Annotated in this window: 15 protein-coding genes; 10 read left to right on the top strand and 5 right to left on the bottom strand. The window is 66.7% G+C overall.

The genetic code is table 11. From position 1 onward, the window contains the following. Nucleotides 1–28: 28 nt before the first annotated feature. The 4 genes from AC1DCU_RS20115 to AC1DCU_RS20130 form a co-directional block, all read right to left on the bottom strand. Nucleotides 29–451 carry a low affinity iron permease family protein gene (locus AC1DCU_RS20115; protein ID WP_025877275.1) on the bottom strand — a complete coding sequence of 141 codons (423 nt, stop codon included), beginning with the start codon at nucleotides 449–451 and terminating at the stop codon, nucleotides 29–31. 72 nt (nucleotides 452–523) lie between these two features. Beyond that, the gene (locus AC1DCU_RS20120) at nucleotides 524–850 is read right to left on the bottom strand and encodes a hypothetical protein (RefSeq protein ID WP_025877273.1); all 327 of its coding nucleotides are present in this window, start codon (nucleotides 848–850) and stop codon (nucleotides 524–526) included. 74 nt (nucleotides 851–924) lie between these two features. Continuing rightward, a complete protein-coding gene (locus AC1DCU_RS20125) occupies nucleotides 925–1,185 on the bottom strand; it encodes a hypothetical protein (protein ID WP_025877271.1) in 261 nt (86 codons plus the stop codon). Nucleotides 1,186–1,384: 199 nt separating this feature from the next. Beyond that, nucleotides 1,385–1,837, bottom strand: coding sequence for a nucleoside deaminase (locus AC1DCU_RS20130; RefSeq protein WP_005411083.1), 453 nt, complete (start codon nucleotides 1,835–1,837; stop codon nucleotides 1,385–1,387). An 80-nt stretch (nucleotides 1,838–1,917) separates the two neighbouring features. On the opposite strand from AC1DCU_RS20130, the gene ubiE reads away from it, so the two are divergent. The 5 genes from ubiE to AC1DCU_RS20155 all read left to right on the top strand — a co-directional run bounded on the left by ubiE (nucleotide 1,918) and on the right by AC1DCU_RS20155 (nucleotide 8,587). Next, on the top strand, nucleotides 1,918–2,679 hold the full coding sequence (gene ubiE, locus AC1DCU_RS20135) for a bifunctional demethylmenaquinone methyltransferase/2-methoxy-6-polyprenyl-1,4-benzoquinol methylase UbiE (protein WP_025877269.1): 762 nt from the start codon (nucleotides 1,918–1,920) through the stop codon (nucleotides 2,677–2,679). Between the two features lie 302 nt (nucleotides 2,680–2,981). Then, complete coding sequence (locus AC1DCU_RS20140) at nucleotides 2,982–4,910, top strand: M1 family metallopeptidase (RefSeq protein WP_442252017.1); 1,929 nt, start codon at nucleotides 2,982–2,984, stop codon at nucleotides 4,908–4,910. Between the two features lie 126 nt (nucleotides 4,911–5,036). Next, complete coding sequence (locus AC1DCU_RS20145; RefSeq protein WP_032976539.1) at nucleotides 5,037–5,768, top strand: lipoprotein; 732 nt, start codon at nucleotides 5,037–5,039, stop codon at nucleotides 5,766–5,768. Continuing rightward, complete coding sequence (locus AC1DCU_RS20150) at nucleotides 5,756–6,385, top strand: HAD family hydrolase (RefSeq protein WP_345774644.1); 630 nt, start codon at nucleotides 5,756–5,758, stop codon at nucleotides 6,383–6,385. The genes AC1DCU_RS20145 and AC1DCU_RS20150 overlap by 13 nt, the downstream gene beginning before the upstream one ends. A gap of 231 nt (nucleotides 6,386–6,616) precedes the next feature. Then, a complete protein-coding gene (locus AC1DCU_RS20155) occupies nucleotides 6,617–8,587 on the top strand; it encodes an LTA synthase family protein (protein WP_442252016.1) in 1,971 nt (656 codons plus the stop codon). Between the two features lie 184 nt (nucleotides 8,588–8,771). Here AC1DCU_RS20155 and AC1DCU_RS20160 read toward each other — a convergent pair whose 3' ends face one another. Beyond that, nucleotides 8,772–9,710: a carbohydrate kinase family protein gene (locus AC1DCU_RS20160; RefSeq protein WP_059065157.1), complete on the bottom strand. Its 939-nt coding sequence runs from the start codon at nucleotides 9,708–9,710 to the stop codon at nucleotides 8,772–8,774. Nucleotides 9,711–9,992: 282 nt separating this feature from the next. Between AC1DCU_RS20160 and AC1DCU_RS20165 the strand changes: the two genes are divergently transcribed. The 5 genes from AC1DCU_RS20165 to rodA all read left to right on the top strand — a co-directional run bounded on the left by AC1DCU_RS20165 (nucleotide 9,993) and on the right by rodA (nucleotide 15,961). Beyond that, entirely contained in the window at nucleotides 9,993–11,039 is a 1,047-nt protein-coding gene (locus AC1DCU_RS20165; protein WP_025877255.1) for a rod shape-determining protein, read from the top strand. A 121-nt stretch (nucleotides 11,040–11,160) separates the two neighbouring features. Beyond that, nucleotides 11,161–12,288 carry a rod shape-determining protein MreC gene (gene mreC, locus AC1DCU_RS20170; protein ID WP_442252015.1) on the top strand — a complete coding sequence of 376 codons (1,128 nt, stop codon included), beginning with the start codon at nucleotides 11,161–11,163 and terminating at the stop codon, nucleotides 12,286–12,288. Further along, the gene (mreD, locus tag AC1DCU_RS20175; protein ID WP_025877251.1) at nucleotides 12,285–12,770 is read left to right on the top strand and encodes a rod shape-determining protein MreD; all 486 of its coding nucleotides are present in this window, start codon (nucleotides 12,285–12,287) and stop codon (nucleotides 12,768–12,770) included. Before mreC ends, mreD begins: the two co-directional genes overlap by 4 nt. Nucleotides 12,771–12,773: 3 nt before the next feature. Beyond that, entirely contained in the window at nucleotides 12,774–14,852 is a 2,079-nt protein-coding gene (gene mrdA / locus AC1DCU_RS20180) for a penicillin-binding protein 2 (RefSeq protein WP_032976538.1), read from the top strand. After that, a complete protein-coding gene (gene rodA, locus AC1DCU_RS20185; protein ID WP_025877247.1) occupies nucleotides 14,849–15,961 on the top strand; it encodes a rod shape-determining protein RodA in 1,113 nt (370 codons plus the stop codon). Before mrdA ends, rodA begins: the two co-directional genes overlap by 4 nt. Nucleotides 15,962–16,139 lie beyond the last annotated feature (178 nt).

Consider the following 16,139-nt stretch of genomic DNA (forward strand, 5'->3'; position numbering starts at 1 on the left):
GGCCGGCGCTACCGGTCAATGAGCAGGGCTACACCGCTTCGTCGTCGCGCCGCTCGGTGCGGCAGGCGCGTACCCGCGTCAATGCGTCGCCGGCTTCGCGCGCCATCCTTTCGTACTCGGCGCGGATCTCTTCCAGGCGCTCTTCGTCCAGCTCTTCCAGGTCCAGCAGCTCGTTGTTGGCCTCGGCGGTGGCGCGGATCAGCTCGTCCAGCTTGATCTGCATCGCCGCGGTGTCCGAGTTCTGCGTGTGCTGGATCAGGAACACCATCAGGAAGGTGATGATGGTGGTGCCGGTGTTGATCACCAGCTGCCAGGTGTCGTTGAACTTGAATATGGGGCCGCTGATGCCCCACAGCACGACGATCGATACTGCGGCCAGGAAGGTCCACGGCGAGCCGGTGGCGGCCGCGGCCTTCTTGGCGATCGTATTGAACAGGTTCCTTGCGCTCATCGTCATCGTTCCACGGGAATGGCGACGATCATCGGCACATGGCCGTGCAGGTGCCGTGCAGCAGGCGTGGACTCAGGCGCGCAGGCGCGGTGCTTCCTGGCTGCGCACCGGGCTGGCCAGGTAGACGTGCTGCCAGCAGCGTTCGACGAATTCGCGGGCCTGCGCTTCACTCAGGCGCGGCATGATCTGCAGGGCGTACTGGGTCTGGAACAGCTCATCGCGCTGGGCGTTGCTGGCGCGTGGCTGGGTGATCAGCGAATCACAGGCGAACTTGATCCACGGGACATAGGTGCCGAACGAGGTGTGCGCGAGTGCGCCATCGGCGTGCTGGCGGCGCCAGTAATCCAGCTCCGCATCGACATTGATGACAGGGGGAATGGCGGGAACTTCAGCGTGCATGACGATCCAATCGGTTGGAGGTGAAGGGAGTGGGGGCCCATTACAGTGTGGCCCGGGCGGCGGTGCATGCCGCGTCAGCGTGATGTGCAGCCAGCGTGGCGATGGCGCAGCAGCTGTGCGTGTTCAACCGCACCCAGGCGTTCGGCCATGGCGGCCATCGCATTGCACAGGCGCACCAAGTCGCGGGGATGGTCGTGCAGCAGATCCTGCTGCATGTCCTGGTAGGCGCTCCAGAAAGGGGCACTGCGCTGGTGCAGTGCGTATTGCTGCTGCAGTCGGCTCCAGATCGCGGCGAGGGCCGGGTCACTGCGAGGACGTACGGCATGCGCTTGCATGGTCGGCTCCAATCCGGGGCGGGGGCCCGGTTGCATTCCACCCTAGACGTCGCTGCGCAGCAGGATGTTAGTGGCGCGTGTTGACCGCACGCAGCTGACTGCGCAGCAGTTCACGTTGAAGCGTGCAGACGCTGCCGGCACAAGGCTGTGCCGGCACTGAAGCGTTCATCAAGGCGGGCTCATCAGCCGTGGCGGATGCTCATTCGCCGATGTCTTCGTTCCAGATTTCCGGATGTTGCGCAATGAAACCGCCAAGCAGGTCCACGCATTCCTGGCTGTCCAGGTCGATCACGTTGACGCCGTTTTCCCGCAGCCAGTCGATGCCGCCCTGGAAAGTGCGCGATTCGCCGACCACCACCGTGCCGATGTTGAACTGCCGCACCAGGCCCGAGCAGTACCAGCAGGGGGCCAGGGTCGTGACCATGATGGTGTCCTGGTAGCGGCGCTGGCGGCCGGCCTTGCGGAAGGCATCGGTTTCGCCATGCACGGACGGGTCACCTTCCTGCACGCGGCGGTTGTGGCCGCAGCCGAGCAGGCGGCCGTCGTTGTGGTACAGCGCCGCGCCGATCGGCACGCCGCCTTCGGCCAGCCCCTGGCGGGCTTCGGCAATGGCGGTCTGCAGCAGGGCCTGGTAGTCGGGCGTGGTGATCATGCGGGGCTCCGGTAGGTCGTGGGGCGCCATGATACGGCCAGCGTTCCCCGCAGGGGCCCGGCGGTGCGATAATCGGGGGCATGAGCGAATCCCCCTACAAATCCGGTACCACCCATTTCGGGTTCCGCGACGTTGACGCCAAGGACAAGCAGAAGCTGGTCGGCCAGGTGTTCACGTCGGTCGCGCGCAACTACGACCTGATGAACGACCTGATGAGCATGGGCGTGCACCGGGCATGGAAGCGCTACTACGTCGCCACCGCGCAGGTGAAGCCGGGTGACCGCGTGCTCGACCTGGCCGGTGGCACCGGCGATATCGCCGCGCTGCTGAAGGAGCGCGTCGGTGCCGAGGGCTCGGTGGTGCTGGGCGACATCAACGCCGGCATGCTGTCGGTCGGCCGTGACCGCCTGACCAACCGCGGCCTGGTGCTGGGCCTGGACTACGTGCAGTGCAACGCCGAGGCCCTGCCGTTCCCGGACAACAGCTTCGACCTGGTGACCATCGCCTTTGGTCTGCGCAACGTGACCGACAAGGACGCTGGCCTGCGCGAGATGTTCCGCGTGCTGAAGGTGGGCGGCCAGGCCCGCGTGCTGGAGTTCTCCGAAGTCACCGCCGACTGGTTCAAGCCGATCTACGACTTCCACTCGTTCAAGATCCTGCCGAAGCTGGGCAAGCTGTTCGCCAACGATTCGGACAGCTACCAGTACCTGGCCGAGAGCATCCGCAAGCATCCGCCGCAGGAAGAGCTGAAGGCGATGATGGGGCAGGCCGGCTTCGAGCGCTGCCACTACAAGAACCTGACCGGCGGCATCGTCTCGATCCACTCCGGCTACAAGCTGTAAGCCTTGACGGTCGCCGGGCATGGCCCGGCGCTACCACGCAACGTCCAGGCACGGTCCTGGTAGGTGCCAACCTTGGTTGGCACACGCCCGTCCGCGAGCGCTGACAGGTCCGTGCCAACCAAGGTTGGCACCTGCCAGAAGCAGCAAGTTCGGCACGTGGCGCGAGCGATGATGGATCCGTGCCAACCAAGGTTGGCACCTACCGGGCCATCGCGGGGCCGGCCATTACCCCGCACCGCGCAACGCTTCCCGGTCGGGGGAGAGGTACCATTGGGGTTTGTTCCCCGTAACGGTCCCGATTCATGCGCAATCCGCTGATGCTCCTTCCGCTGGCCGTGGCCCTGGCCGCCGGCTGCTCCCAGGAGGCGGCCGCACCCGCCGCCGCTCCGACTGCCCAGAAGGCTCCCGCCGCCCCCGTGAACGCCGAAAACCGCAGCCACGATGAAAGCTCGTACGCCGAGCCGGACAAGGTCGTCGTCAAGGACATCGCGCTGGACCTGAAGCTGGACTTCGACCAGAAGCAGATCGGCGGCACCGCCACCTACACCCTGGAATGGAAGCAGAAGGACGCCAAGCAGCTGGTGCTGGACACCCGCGAGCTGAGCATCGCCAAGGTCGAAGCGATCGCCGCTGACGGCGCGCGCAGCTCGCTGCAGTTCGTGCTGGCCCCGGCCGACAAGGTGTTCGGCAGCAAGCTGACCATCGAAACCCCGCAACAGCCGGCCAAGGTCGAAGTGACCTACCACACAGCACCGACCGCTTCGGGCCTGCAGTGGCTGGCGCCGTCGATGACCGAGGGCAAGAAGCTGCCCTTCATGTTCAGCCAGTCGCAGGCGATCCACGCCCGTTCCTGGGTACCGCTGCAGGACACCCCGAGCGTGCGCTTCACCTACAGCGCGCACGTGGTCTCGCGCCCGGACGTGATGGTGCTGATGAGCGCCGACAACGATCCCAAGGCCGCGCGTGACGGTGACTACACCTTCAAGATGCCGCAGCCGATTCCGTCCTACCTGCTGGCCATCGCCGCCGGCGACCTGGTGTTCGAGCCGATCTCCGGCCGCTCCGGCGTCTGGGCCGAGCCGACCATGGTCAACAAGGCCGCCAAGGAATTCGAAGACACCGAGAAGATGATCGGTGCCGCCGAAAAGCTGTACGGCGAATACCGCTGGGGCCGCTACGACATGCTGGTGCTGCCGCCGTCGTTCCCGTTCGGCGGCATGGAAAACCCGCGCCTGACCTTCGCCACGCCGACCGTGATCGTCGGCGACAAGTCGCTGGTATCGCTGGTCGCCCATGAACTGGCACACAGCTGGTCGGGCAACCTGGTGACCAATGCAAGCTGGAAGGACATCTGGCTCAACGAAGGCTTCACCACCTACGTCCAGGGCCGCATCACCGAAGCCCTGTACGGCAAGGAGATGGCCGAGATGGAAAAGCAGATCGACCAGACCGATCTGCTGGCCGAAGTGAAGGACATGAGTCCGGCCGACCAGGCGTTGGCGCTGCCGCCGCTGAACGAACGTGACCCGGACGAAGCCCTGAGCCAAGTGGCTTACGTCAAGGGTTCTTGGTTCCTGGAATTCCTGGAACAGCGCTTCGGCCGCGAAACCTTCGACCCGTTCCTGCGCGGCTGGTTCGATGACCACGCCTTCCAGAGCGCCAACACCGACCAGTTCGTCGAGTACCTGAAGAAGAACCTGCTGCCGAAGAATCCGTCGGCGGTGACCGAGGCCGAACTGAAGGCGTGGCTGGACGAGCCGGGCATTCCGGCGTTCGCAGCCAAGGCGCAGTCGCGCAATTTCAGCAGCGTCGATACCGCGCGCATCGCCTTCGCCAGCGCCGGCACCGTGCCGAGCAGCCAGGTGATCGCCGAGTGGAGCACCCAGGAGTGGGTCCGTTTCATCGACGGCCTGGGTGCCACCCAGCCGTTGGACAAGCTGGCCACGCTGGACAAGGCGTTCCACTTCACTGGCACCCCCAATGGCGAGATCGCCATGCGCTGGTACCCGCTGACCATCCGCAGCGGCTACGAGCAGGCCAATGAAGCGGCCGCTGCGTTCATCGAGCGTGTCGGCCGTCGCAAGCTGATCCTGCCGATCTACGCCGAACTGGTGAAGACCCCGAAGGGTCTGGAGCTGGCCAAGCAGGCCTTCGAGAAGGCCAAGCCGGGCTACCACCCGATCACCACCGCCTCGGTGCAGGACATGCTGGCCAAGGCTGAAGCCAAGTAAACGGTAGTGCCGGCCGCTGGCCGGCAACCCGATACTGCTTTACCAGCAACGGCGGGGAAACCCGCCGTTGCTGTATCCGCTTTTCGCTGCCGATAGAATCGGGATGCACCCGTAAAGGACTCCGCCATGAAACGACTGATCCTGCTCACCGCCTGCACCCTGGCCCTGGCCGCCTGCAGTAACCCCGAGGAAGAGCGCAAGGCGCAGGAAGCCGCCGCGGCCGCCGTGCAGGCGCAGAAGGAGGCCAAGGCCGAAGACGTGGCCAAGCAGTACGACATGGCCGTGGCCGCGCAGGACTGGGAGCGTGCGCGCCTGCATGGCGCCTCGCTGCTGGACCAGTACAAGGACACCGCCGCCGCCGAGCGCATCGCCGCCGGCTTCGACGAGGTCAAGGCCAAGGGCGATGCCGCGCGCGACCTGCGCCGCATGCAGGCGCTGTGGCAGTACAACCAGATTCCGGTTGGCAGCAAGGGCAACCAGGTGTCGGCGCAGATCTTCAGCAAGGAGCGGGTGGATGTGGATGGCAGCGGCGCCAAGCCGGTGCAGCTGGTGTTCCGCGACCACCCCGAATGGAAGCGTCATGCCTACCTGGTGCTGCAGGCCGGCGATTTCCGTTGCCCGCAGTGCACGGTGAAGGTCACGGTGGACGGCGGCAAGCCGGTCTCCATGGCGGCCTGGCGGCCGAAGACCGACGAGGCGATCGCCATGTTCATCACCGACCAGAAGGCGTTGTGGAAGCTGGCAGCCAAGGGCAAGTCGATCAGCATCGAGTTCCCGGTCAAGGCCGGTGGCACGCGCACGGCCGTGTTCGAGACCGGTGGCGTGGATGCCAGCCGCATGCCGGCGTGGTGGCGTTGACCGTGCAGGCACCGGCGGCTGCGTCGTCGCTGTCGGCGATCCGCCACTGGGTGTTCGACATGGATGGCACGCTGACCGTGGCGGTGCATGATTTCGCGCGGATCAAGCGCGAACTGGCGATTCCGCAGGAGGATGACATACTCACCCACTTGGCCGGGTTGCCGGCCGCAGAGGCCAGCGCCAAGCACGCCTGGCTGCTGGCGCACGAGCGTGCGCTGGCCGCTGCTTCCCAGCCGGCAACGGGAGCGGTGGCGCTGGTACGCGCGCTGCAGGGCGCCGGCTGCCGGCTGGGCATTCTGACCCGCAACGTGCGCAGCCTGGCCCAGGTCACCCTGCAGGCGATCGGGCTGGGCGACGTCTTTGCCGAAGACGACATCATCGGCCGCGACGAGGCCGAGCCGAAACCCTCACCGGCCGGCCTGCAGTACTTCCAGCAGCGCTGGCAGGTTGAGCCCGCGCAGGTGGTGATGGTGGGCGATTACCGCTTCGATCTGGAATGCGGCCGGGCGGCGGGCAGCCGTACGCTTCTGGTCAATGCTCCGGAGAACCCGTGGCCGGGCATGGCCTGTTGGCACCTGGCCGATTGCGGGGCGGTGCTGGAGCGCTGGGGAGGCTAGCGCGGTGCTCTGCGCGCGCGCTGGCGGGTAGCCAGGGGCCGCACCTGCAGTCAACTGCCGACTGTCATCACAGTGTATTGTGCGCGGTCGGTTGAAGCTGAGGTGGATGCTGAAGGTGCCGGCGGGAAGTTTCGCTGCGCTGGTGGTTGTGTCGGGTAACACGTTGTCCGGTGTGGCCCGCTGCCAGGGATGGGGCATGGGTGTCCTTTGCTCCATTTCTGGATTCCTTTCATGCTCCGAGCTGTGTGGGTGTCGCTGTACCGGCGTCTGTGTCCGATTGCCGCCTTCTTCCTGTTTGGCCTGGTCGCCCTGTCGTTGTCCCGGCTGGGGCTGTCGCTGTGGCATGCCGCGCGGGTGAGTGCTGCCGACGGCTGGTCCACGGTGTTGCTGCAGGGGCTGCGGGTGGATGTGTCGACCCTGTGCCTGCTGTACGGCATCCCTGCGGTGCTGGCGCTGCTGTTGCCGCTGGAGGGACGCGTGGGCCGCGCGTGGCGCCATCTGTTGCGGTGGTGGCTGATCCTGGCGAGCGTGCTGCTGGTGTTCATGGAACTGGCCACGCCGAGCTTCATGGCCGAGTACGGCCTGCGCCCCAATCGGCTGTTCCTGGAGTATCTGATCTATCCCGAAGAAGTCGGGATGACGCTGCTGCGCGGCCATCTGCTGGCCGTGGTGATCGAAGTTGCCGCTGTGATCGTGCTGTTCTGGGCATTGCTTCGCGGGTCGCGGCGCTGGGTCGGCAACAGCCCGGCGCTCGCAGTCGAAGCCGGATGGCTATGGCGGCTGCCATTGGCGTTGCTGGTGCTGCTGCTGGCGGCGCTGGGCGTGCGTTCCAGCCTGGGTCATCGGCCCTTGAATCCGGCGCTGGTGGCATTCTCCACCGACCCCACCATCAACGCCTTGCCGCTGAATTCGCTGTACACCGTCGGCTATGCCGCGCGGCAACTGGCGACCCGCAGCGAAACCTCTCGCGTCTACGGTGACCTGCCGCTTGCCGAGGTGGTCAGCGAACTGCGCGCCAGCAGCGGCCTGCCGGCATCGGCGTACGTCTCCGACGCGTTGCCGAGCCTGGCGCTGCGTCCGCCGCAGTACCAGGGCAAGCCGCGCAATCTGGTGATCGTGCTGGAAGAAAGCCTGGGCGCGCAGTTCATCGGCAGTCTCGGCGGACGACCGCTGTCGCCCAGCTACGACCGCCTGAGCAGGCAGGGCTGGGCGTTCGAGCGGCTGTATGCCACCGGCACGCGTTCGGTGCGCGGCATCGAGGCGGTCCTGACCGGGTTCCCGCCGACCCCGGCCGAATCGGTGGTGAAGCTGCCCGCCAGCCGCCAGCGCTTTTTCACCCTGGCCGATGTGCTGGGGCGGCATGGCTACGACACCGGCTTCTACTACGGCGGTGAAAGCCACTTCGACAACATGCGCGAGTTCTTTCTCGCCAATGGCTTCACCCGCATTGTGGACCGCAAGGATTACCGCAAGCCGGCCTTCGTCGGCTCCTGGGGCGCGTCGGACGAGGATCTGTTCGCTCGCGCCGACCAGCAGTTCCGGCAGCTGAAAGCGCAGGGCACGCCGTTCTTCGGCCTGGTGTTCACCTCCAGCAACCACGATCCCTTCGAGTTCCCCGACGGCCGAATCGACCTGTACGAGCAACCGAAGCAGACCCGCGACAACGCCGCCAAGTACGCCGACTACGCGCTGGGCGAGTTCTTCCGCAAGGCGATGGCCTCACCGTACTGGCAGGACACCGTGTTCCTGGTGGTGGCCGACCATGATTCGCGGGTGTTCGGCAGGAACATGGTGCCGATCGGCAACTTCCATATTCCCGGGTTGATCCTTGGCGGCGGCATCGAGGCGCGCCGCGATGCCCGCATCGTCAGCCAGATCGATCTGCCGCCGACGCTGTTGTCATTGCTGGGCATTGCCGATGCCACCCCCACCGTTGGCCAGGACCTGACCGACCTGCAGCGGCTGCAGCCCGGACGCGCGCTGATGCAGTACGACCGCAATCTGGCGTGGATGGAGGGCAACGACGTGGCCATCCTGCAGCCGGACAAGCCAGCGCAGGGCTTCCGCTACGACCCGGCCAGCGACCAGCTGCAGCCGCAGCCGCTGCGGCCGGAACTGGCACGGCGCGCACATGCCTACGCGATGTGGGGCACGCTGGCCTACGAAAAAGAGCTGTACCGGTTGCCGAAGGCCAGGCCCTGAGCCGGAAGGGCGGGGCGGCGATGCGGTGCCGGCCGTTGGCCGGCAGTGTCGACCAAGGTCGACACCTACCAGAGGCATTCCCGCCAGAAGCATTCCCGATAGCGCCTCGGGTGGAGAGCCCCCTTGTTGTTCAAGGGGGCGCGCCGAAGGCGCGGGGATAAGGAGAAATGCGCGGGCAGTTCGTTTACGCGTTCAACGCGTAACCGAACTGCTGCTTGAACTGCTCGTTGAACTCATCGAAGGTGAAGCGCTGGTTCTGGGTGCCCGGGTGCTCGACCTTCAGCGCGCCCATCAGGTTGCCCATGCGGCCGATGGTCAGCCAGTCGAAGCCCTTCTGGATGCCGTAGATCAGGCCGGCGCGGAACGCGTCGCCACAGCCGGTCGGATCGACCACGCGGCGCTCGTGCGCCGGCGGGATGTCGTAGCTCTTTTCCGGGGTGTGGATCACTGCGCCCTTCGGGCCGCGGGTGGTGATGTAGGCCTTGACCCGGCTGACGATCTCTTTTTCGTTCCAGCCGGTGCGTTCCTGCAGCAGGTTCGACTCATAGTCGTTGACCACCACGTAATCGGCCTGCTCGATGAACTCGCGCAGTTCCGGGCCGTTGAACAGCGGCATGGCCTGGCCCGGGTCGAAGATGAACGGCACGCCGTCTTCGTGGAATTCCAGCGCGTTCTGGATCATGCCTTCGCGGCCGTCCGGGCCGACCAGGCCCAGGCTGACGCCCGGCACGTCGCGCACGTGGTTTTCGTAGGAACGCATCATCGCGCCCGGGTGGAAGGCGGTGATCTGGTTGTTGTCGTGGTCGGTGGTGATGAACGCCTGCGGGGTGAACAGCTCATCGATCACGCGCACGCGGGTGAGGTCGATGCCCAGGGCATCGAAGTGCTCGCGGTACGGGCCGAAGTCCGAACCCACCGTGCCCATCGGGATCGGATCGCCACCGAGCAGGTGCAGGTTGTAGGCGATGTTGCCGGCGCAGCCGCCGAATTCGCGGCGCATGCGCGGCACCAGGAAGGACACGTTCAGGATGTGCACCTTGTCCGGCAGGATGTGATTCTTGAACTGGTCCGGGAACACCATGATGGTGTCGAAGGCAAGAGAACCACAGATCAGAGCGGACATCGATGTAAGCCTATGCGGTGAATTTTGGGGTGGGCCTGCCCACTTAGGCAGGCAAGCAAACGGCGCCCTTGGGCGCCCGACGGCGCAAAGGTTACCCGCTGGTGCCGCTCAGGGCCAGAACCGGGTGATGCCCGATCAGGCCGAAAGCCTGTGAAGGCGCGGGTTCAGCTAGTTTTCTCCTTGCTCGGCGGCAGGCAGGTTGCTAGGCTTGTCGACCTCGATTTCTGCCCATTTTTTCGCCATCCCGCGTTGGGCGCGACACCCCTCAGGATCAACTCCCAGATGTTCAAGAAACTGCGCGGCATGTTCTCCAATGACCTGTCCATCGACCTGGGCACGGCCAACACCCTCATCTATGTGCGTGGGCAGGGAATCGTGCTGAACGAGCCGTCCGTGGTCGCTGTGCGCCAGGATCGCGCCATTGGTGGTACCCGGTCGGTGGCAGCCGTTGGCGCCGAGGCCAAGCAGATGCTTGGCCGTACCCCGGGCCACATCACCACCATCCGCCCGATGAAGGACGGTGTCATCGCCGACTTCACCTACACCGAAGCGATGCTCAAGCACTTCATCAAGAAGGTGCACAAGTCGCGCTTCCTGCGCCCGAGCCCGCGCGTGCTGGTCTGCGTGCCGGCCGGCTCGACCCAGGTCGAGCGCCGCGCCATCAAGGAATCGGCCGAGGAGGCCGGTGCCCGTGACGTGTTCCTGATCGAAGAGCCGATGGCGGCTGCGATCGGTGCCGGCATGCCGGTCACCGAGGCCCGTGGCTCGATGGTCATCGATATCGGCGGCGGCACCACTGAAGTGGCGGTGATCTCGCTCAACGGCATCGTCTATTCCGCCTCGGTGCGTATCGGCGGCGACCGCTTCGACGAATCGATCACCAACTACGTGCGCCGCAACCACGGCATGCTGATCGGTGAAGCCACCGCCGAGCGCATCAAGGTCGAACTGGGCTGTGCCTACCCGCAGGCGGAAGCGATCGAGATGGAAATCTCCGGCCGCAACCTCGCCGAGGGCGTGCCGAAGATGATCAAGATCAGCTCCAACGAAGTGCTTGAAGCGCTGCACGAGCCGCTGTCCGGCATTGTCAGCGCGGTCAAGCTGGCACTGGAACAGACCCCGCCGGAACTGTGCGCCGACGTCGCCGAGCGCGGCATCGTGCTGACCGGTGGTGGCGCCCTGCTGCGCGACATGGACCGCCTGATTTCCGAGGAAACCGGTCTGCACGTGCAGGTGGCTGATGACCCGCTGACCTGCGTGGCCCGCGGTGGCGGTCGTGCGCTGGAACTGGTCGACATGCACGGCAACGAGTTCTTTGCGCCGGAATAAGCCGTCCCGGCTGCCTGCGCCCGCAGCGCCCCTCCGGGGTGCGGCCCGCCACATCGGCGGGTCGGCACCGGCGGGGCGCCCGCGTGTTTCCCTTCCGCCTTCTGCCAGTTGAATCGCTGCCGTGCCGCCCTACGCCGGACCTCCCGTCGCTTCCCGATCCGGTGATGCCGCCAGCCCGCTGCGGCTGCTGGCCTATCTCGCACTGGCAATCACCTTGATCGTCCTCGACGACCAGGCTGGCTGGCTGGCGCGTCTGCGCGAGCAGGCCAACAGCCTGGTGCAGCCGGTGTGGGCCCTGGCCGGCCTGCCCGGCAAGCTCGGCGGCCAGGTGCGCGACACCGCCGCCAGCCACGGCCAGCTGGTGACCGAGAACCGCGAGCTGCGCAACCAGCTGCTGCTGGCCAACGCCCGCCTGACCCGCCTGCAGACCGCCGCACTGGACAACGCGCAGCTGCGCGAACTGCTGAACGTGGCCGAGCGCAGTGGCCTGGACGTGCAGCTGGCGCCGATCCTGGACATCGACCTGGACCCGGTCAAACAGCGCCTGGTGCTGGACGCCGGCAGCCGCGAAGGCGTGCACGTCGGCCAGGCGGTGATCGATTCCGGCGGCCTGATGGGCCAGGTGATCAGCGTGACCGCGGGCAGCTCCACCGTGCTGTTGCTGACCGACCCCGACCACGCGGTGCCGGTGACCGTGGCCCGCAATGGCGTGCGCCTGATCGTCTACGGCCGCGGCGACAAGCTGGAACTGCGCGACATCCCGCTCAGCGCCGGCGTGGAAGTGGGCGATGAGATCGTCACGTCCGGTCTCGGTGGCCGCTTCCCTGCCGGATTCCCGGTCGGCACCATCACCGGGCTGCGCCCGGACGATACCCATGCCTTCCTGGTGGGCGAACTGAAACCGGCCGCGCAGCTTGATCGCGGTCGCGACGTGCTGCTGCTGCGCCCCGGCGCTGCGATCCGCATTCCGCCGAACCTGCGCCTGCAGATGGAACAGGCCGCTCCCGGTGGCCCGGCCGATGCCACAGCGCTGCCGACCGGCCCCGCGCCTGCAGCAACGCAGGCTACCCCGGTAGTGCCGGCCGCTGGCCGGCAGCCGTCCCCTTCTGCGACGAACTCGTCGGCCCCCGCGCCTTCGACGATGCAGCCCTCCCCGGTAGTGCCGGCCGCTGGCCGGCAACCGCAGCAAACTCAACCGCAGCCCACCCAACCGCAGCCCACCCAACCGCAGCCGGAGGCGCAGCGATGAGCCGCCTTCGCGACAACCGATGGGTGCTGCCGGCCAGCCTGGTGGTGGCCCTGCTGCTGGGCCTGCTGCCGTTGCCCGCGCTGCTGCAGCCGCTGCGTCCATATTGGCTCGCACTGGTGCTGGCCTACTGGGTCATCGAAGCACCCGAGCGCGTCGGCCTCGGCATCGCCTTCGCCAGCGGCGTCGTCGCCGACCTGCTGTATGGCGGGGTGCTGGGCGAGCAGGCGCTGCGCTTGGTGATGCTGGCCTTCATCCTGCAGCGCTTCCGCGCGCGCATCCGCTTCTTCCCGATGTCGCAGCAGATGCTGGCCATCGGCGGCCTGCTGTTCAACGATCGCATCGTCAGCGCGCTGGTCCATATCCTGGTGGGCGAGCCGACCCTGCCGTGGTCGTACTGGTGGGCACCGTTGCTGGGCATGGGCCTATGGCCGCTGGTGTTCGTACTGCTGGACGCGGTGCGCTTCGGCAAGCGCGGGCGCTGAGCCATGCTGCCGCGCCGCCAGGTCAAGAATCCGCACGCCGAAGCCGAACAGTTCCGGCGCCGTGCGGCGTTGGGCTTCTTCGGCGTGCTGGTCTGCCTGCTGGGCCTGGGCGGCTGGTACTTCAAGCTGCAGGTGCTGGACCACGACATCTACGCCACCCGATCCGAAGCCAACCGCATCAAGCCGCGGCCGGTGGTGCCCGGGCGCGGCATGATCTATGACCGCAATGGTCGGTTGTTGGCCGAGAACGTGCCGGCATTCCGCCTGGATGTGACCCCGGACAAGGTCAAGGACATGGACGCCACCCTGGAAGGGCTGGCGAAGATCATCCAGATCAGCCCGGAAGAGCTGGAAGCGTTCAACAAGTCGCGCAAGGCGCGCCGCAAGTTCCTGCCGGTCACGCTGAAGCTGCGCATGAGCGATGAGGAAATGGCGCGCTTCGCGGTGGACCGCTGGCGCTTTCCCGGCGTCGAGCTGGAACCGTACCTGACCCGTCGCTATCCCTATGGCGACCTCTTCGCGCACATCATCGGCTACGTTGGCCGGGTCGATGACAAGGATCTGGAGATCCTCGGCGAGGGCAATGCCGCATTGACCCACATCGGCAAGTCCGGCCTGGAGCGTTATTACGAGCAGGAACTGCGCGGCAAGGTCGGCTACGAGCAGGTCGAGACCAACGTGCAGGGCCGCGCGATCCGCACCATCGGTCGTGTCGCTGCGCAATCCGGCGCCGACCTGCGGCTGTCGATCGACGCCGACCTGCAGCGGGCGATGGTGGCTGCCTTCGGTGATCAGGAAGGTTCGGCCGTGGCGATGGACCCGCGTACCGGTGAAGTGCTGGCGATGGTCAGCCTGCCGTCCTACGACCCGAACCTGTTCGTCAACGGCATCTCGCATGCCGATTTCAAGGCGCTGAACGACAACCCGTCGCGCCCGCAGTTCAATCGCCTGGTACTCGGCGGCGTTGCCCCCGGTTCGACCCTGAAGCCGCTGATCGGCCTGGCCGGCCTCGATTCGGGCGTCCGCCGTCCGGAGGACAAGGTGCTGTCGACCGGCATGTTCTACCTGCCGGGCACCTCGCGTGGCTGGGGTGATTCACATCGTGGCGGTCACGGCTGGACCGATCTGCGCAAGTCCATCGCGCAGTCGGTCAATACGTACTACTACCGGCTGGCATTGGACCTGGGCATCGAGCGGTTCGACCATTACATGGAGTACTACGGCTTCGGCCAGCCGACCGGCATCGATCTGACCGGCGAGATCTCCGGCATCCTGCCGTCGCCGGCCTACAAGCGGAAGAGCCGCAAGGAAGCCTGGTATCCCGGCGACACGGTGAACATCAGCATCGGCCAGGGCGACTGGAAGGTTACCCCGCTGCAGCTGGCCCGTGGTGTCAGCGGCCTGGCCAATGGCCAGCTGCGCACGCCGCATCTGGTGATGCAGCAGCGTGCTGGTTTCGACAGCGACTGGGTGGCGGCGGAGCCCGGCCCGAGCAAGCCGGTCAGCCCCAACCCGAACAATCTTCAGGCCGTGCGCGAAGGCATGATGGCCACCATGCTTCCCGGCGGCAGCGCCGCACGCATGGCGGCCGGCGCGCCGTACACGATGGCGGGCAAGACAGGCACGGCACAGGTCGTCAGCCGCAAGGGCACGGCCGCGGTCAATCCCAGAAGCCTGCCGATGCACCTGCGCCACCGTGCGCTGTTCGTCGGCTTCGCGCCGGCCGAGCAGCCGGTGATCGCGCTGGCCATCGCCGTGGAAGGCGGCGGTTACGGCGGCGCGGCGGCCGCACCGATCGCGCGCAAGATCTTCGATGCCTGGCTGCTGGGCAAGATGCCTGAAGGCATGCAGCCGCTGGACAGCGAACGCGGCACCACCGCCATCGGCATCACCGCCTTCGACAATGAGGACGTGAACGCGCGCCCGGCCGGCGACGCCGCCGCCGCCGAGCTGGGCGAGCACCCGGTGCTGATCGGCATGCCCGCACCGCCACCGGCGCCGGCACCGGTTCCGGGTTCGCCATCTGCTGCGGCGTTGCCCGTCGGTCCTCGCCCGACCGTCGCGGCGGAGGCCAGCCGATGAGCGCCTTCCTGCGCTGGGCCGGGGAAATGCTGCAGCGGTTCTTCAGCAGCCTCGACTGGCTGCTGTGCCTGGCGCTGGGCGCGCTGATGGTGATCGGCCTGGCAACGTTGAAGAGTGCTGGCGGCGATGGCCTGGTGATGGCGCAGGGCGTGCGTTTTGCCGTGGGTCTGGCGGCGATGTGGGGCATTTCGCGGGCGCCGATCCTGCGCATCCGCTCGGCCACGCCACTGATCTACGCCATCTCGATGATCCCGTTGCTGGCGGTGTTCGCGCTGGGAACGGGAAAATACGGCCGGCAGTGGCTGGACCTCAAGTTCTTCTACCTGCAGCCGGCCGAACTGCTCAAGGTCAGCCTGCCGATGATGGTGGCCTGGTACCTGCACAAGATGCCGCTGCCGCCGCGCTTCAACACGGTGCTGGTGGCGATGGTGATCATCGGTGTGCCGACCGGGCTGGTGATGCTGCAGCCGGACTTCGGCACCGGCGTGCTGATCGCCGCCAGTGGTGTGTTCGTGCTGCTGCTGGCGGGCCTGCCGTGGTGGTGGGTGGGGCTGGGCGTGGGCGGCGTGGCAGCGGTGGCGCCGGTCGCCTGGTTCTGGTTGCTGCGGCCGTACCAGAAGGACCGCATCATGATGTTCCTCGACCCGGAAATGGATGCGCTGGGCGCGGGCTGGAACATCATCCAGTCGAAGATCGCCATTGGTTCCGGCGGTTTCGACGGCAAGGGCTGGGGCGAAGGCTCGCAGTCGCACCTGAATTTCATTCCCGAGCAGACCACCGACTTCGCGTTCTCGGTGCTGAGCGAGGAGTTCGGCTGGATCGGCGTGGCGCTGGTGCTGACGCTGTACCTGGTGGTGATCGGGCGCTGTCTGTGGATCGCCAGCCAGTCGCGCGATTCGTACTCGCGCCTGCTGGCCGGTGCCACGGGTCTGGCGTTCTTCGTCTATGTACTGGTGAACGGCGGGATGATTTCCGGCCTGCTGCCGGTGGTGGGTGTGCCGATGCCGTTGATCAGTTACGGCGGTACGTCGGCGGTGTCGCTGCTGGCGGGGTTCGGGTTGGTGATGGCGGTGCGTCGTCACAATCCGGTGCATGGCGGTTACGGGTAGTTTCCAGCCATCGGCGCAGCCCCTCGTGGGTGGTTGCTGAAAGCAACAGCCGTGGTTGGCCGGGCGGGGTGGATTCGCGGGGGACGCCGTGAACCCATCCCTGGGGGCTTGGCCGCGGCATCCATGCCGCGGACACCCCCGCGAACCCACCCCGCCCGGCCTCTGACAGTTTCCTGCG

It is taken from the genome of Stenotrophomonas sp. 10L48, from assembly GCF_056395105.1.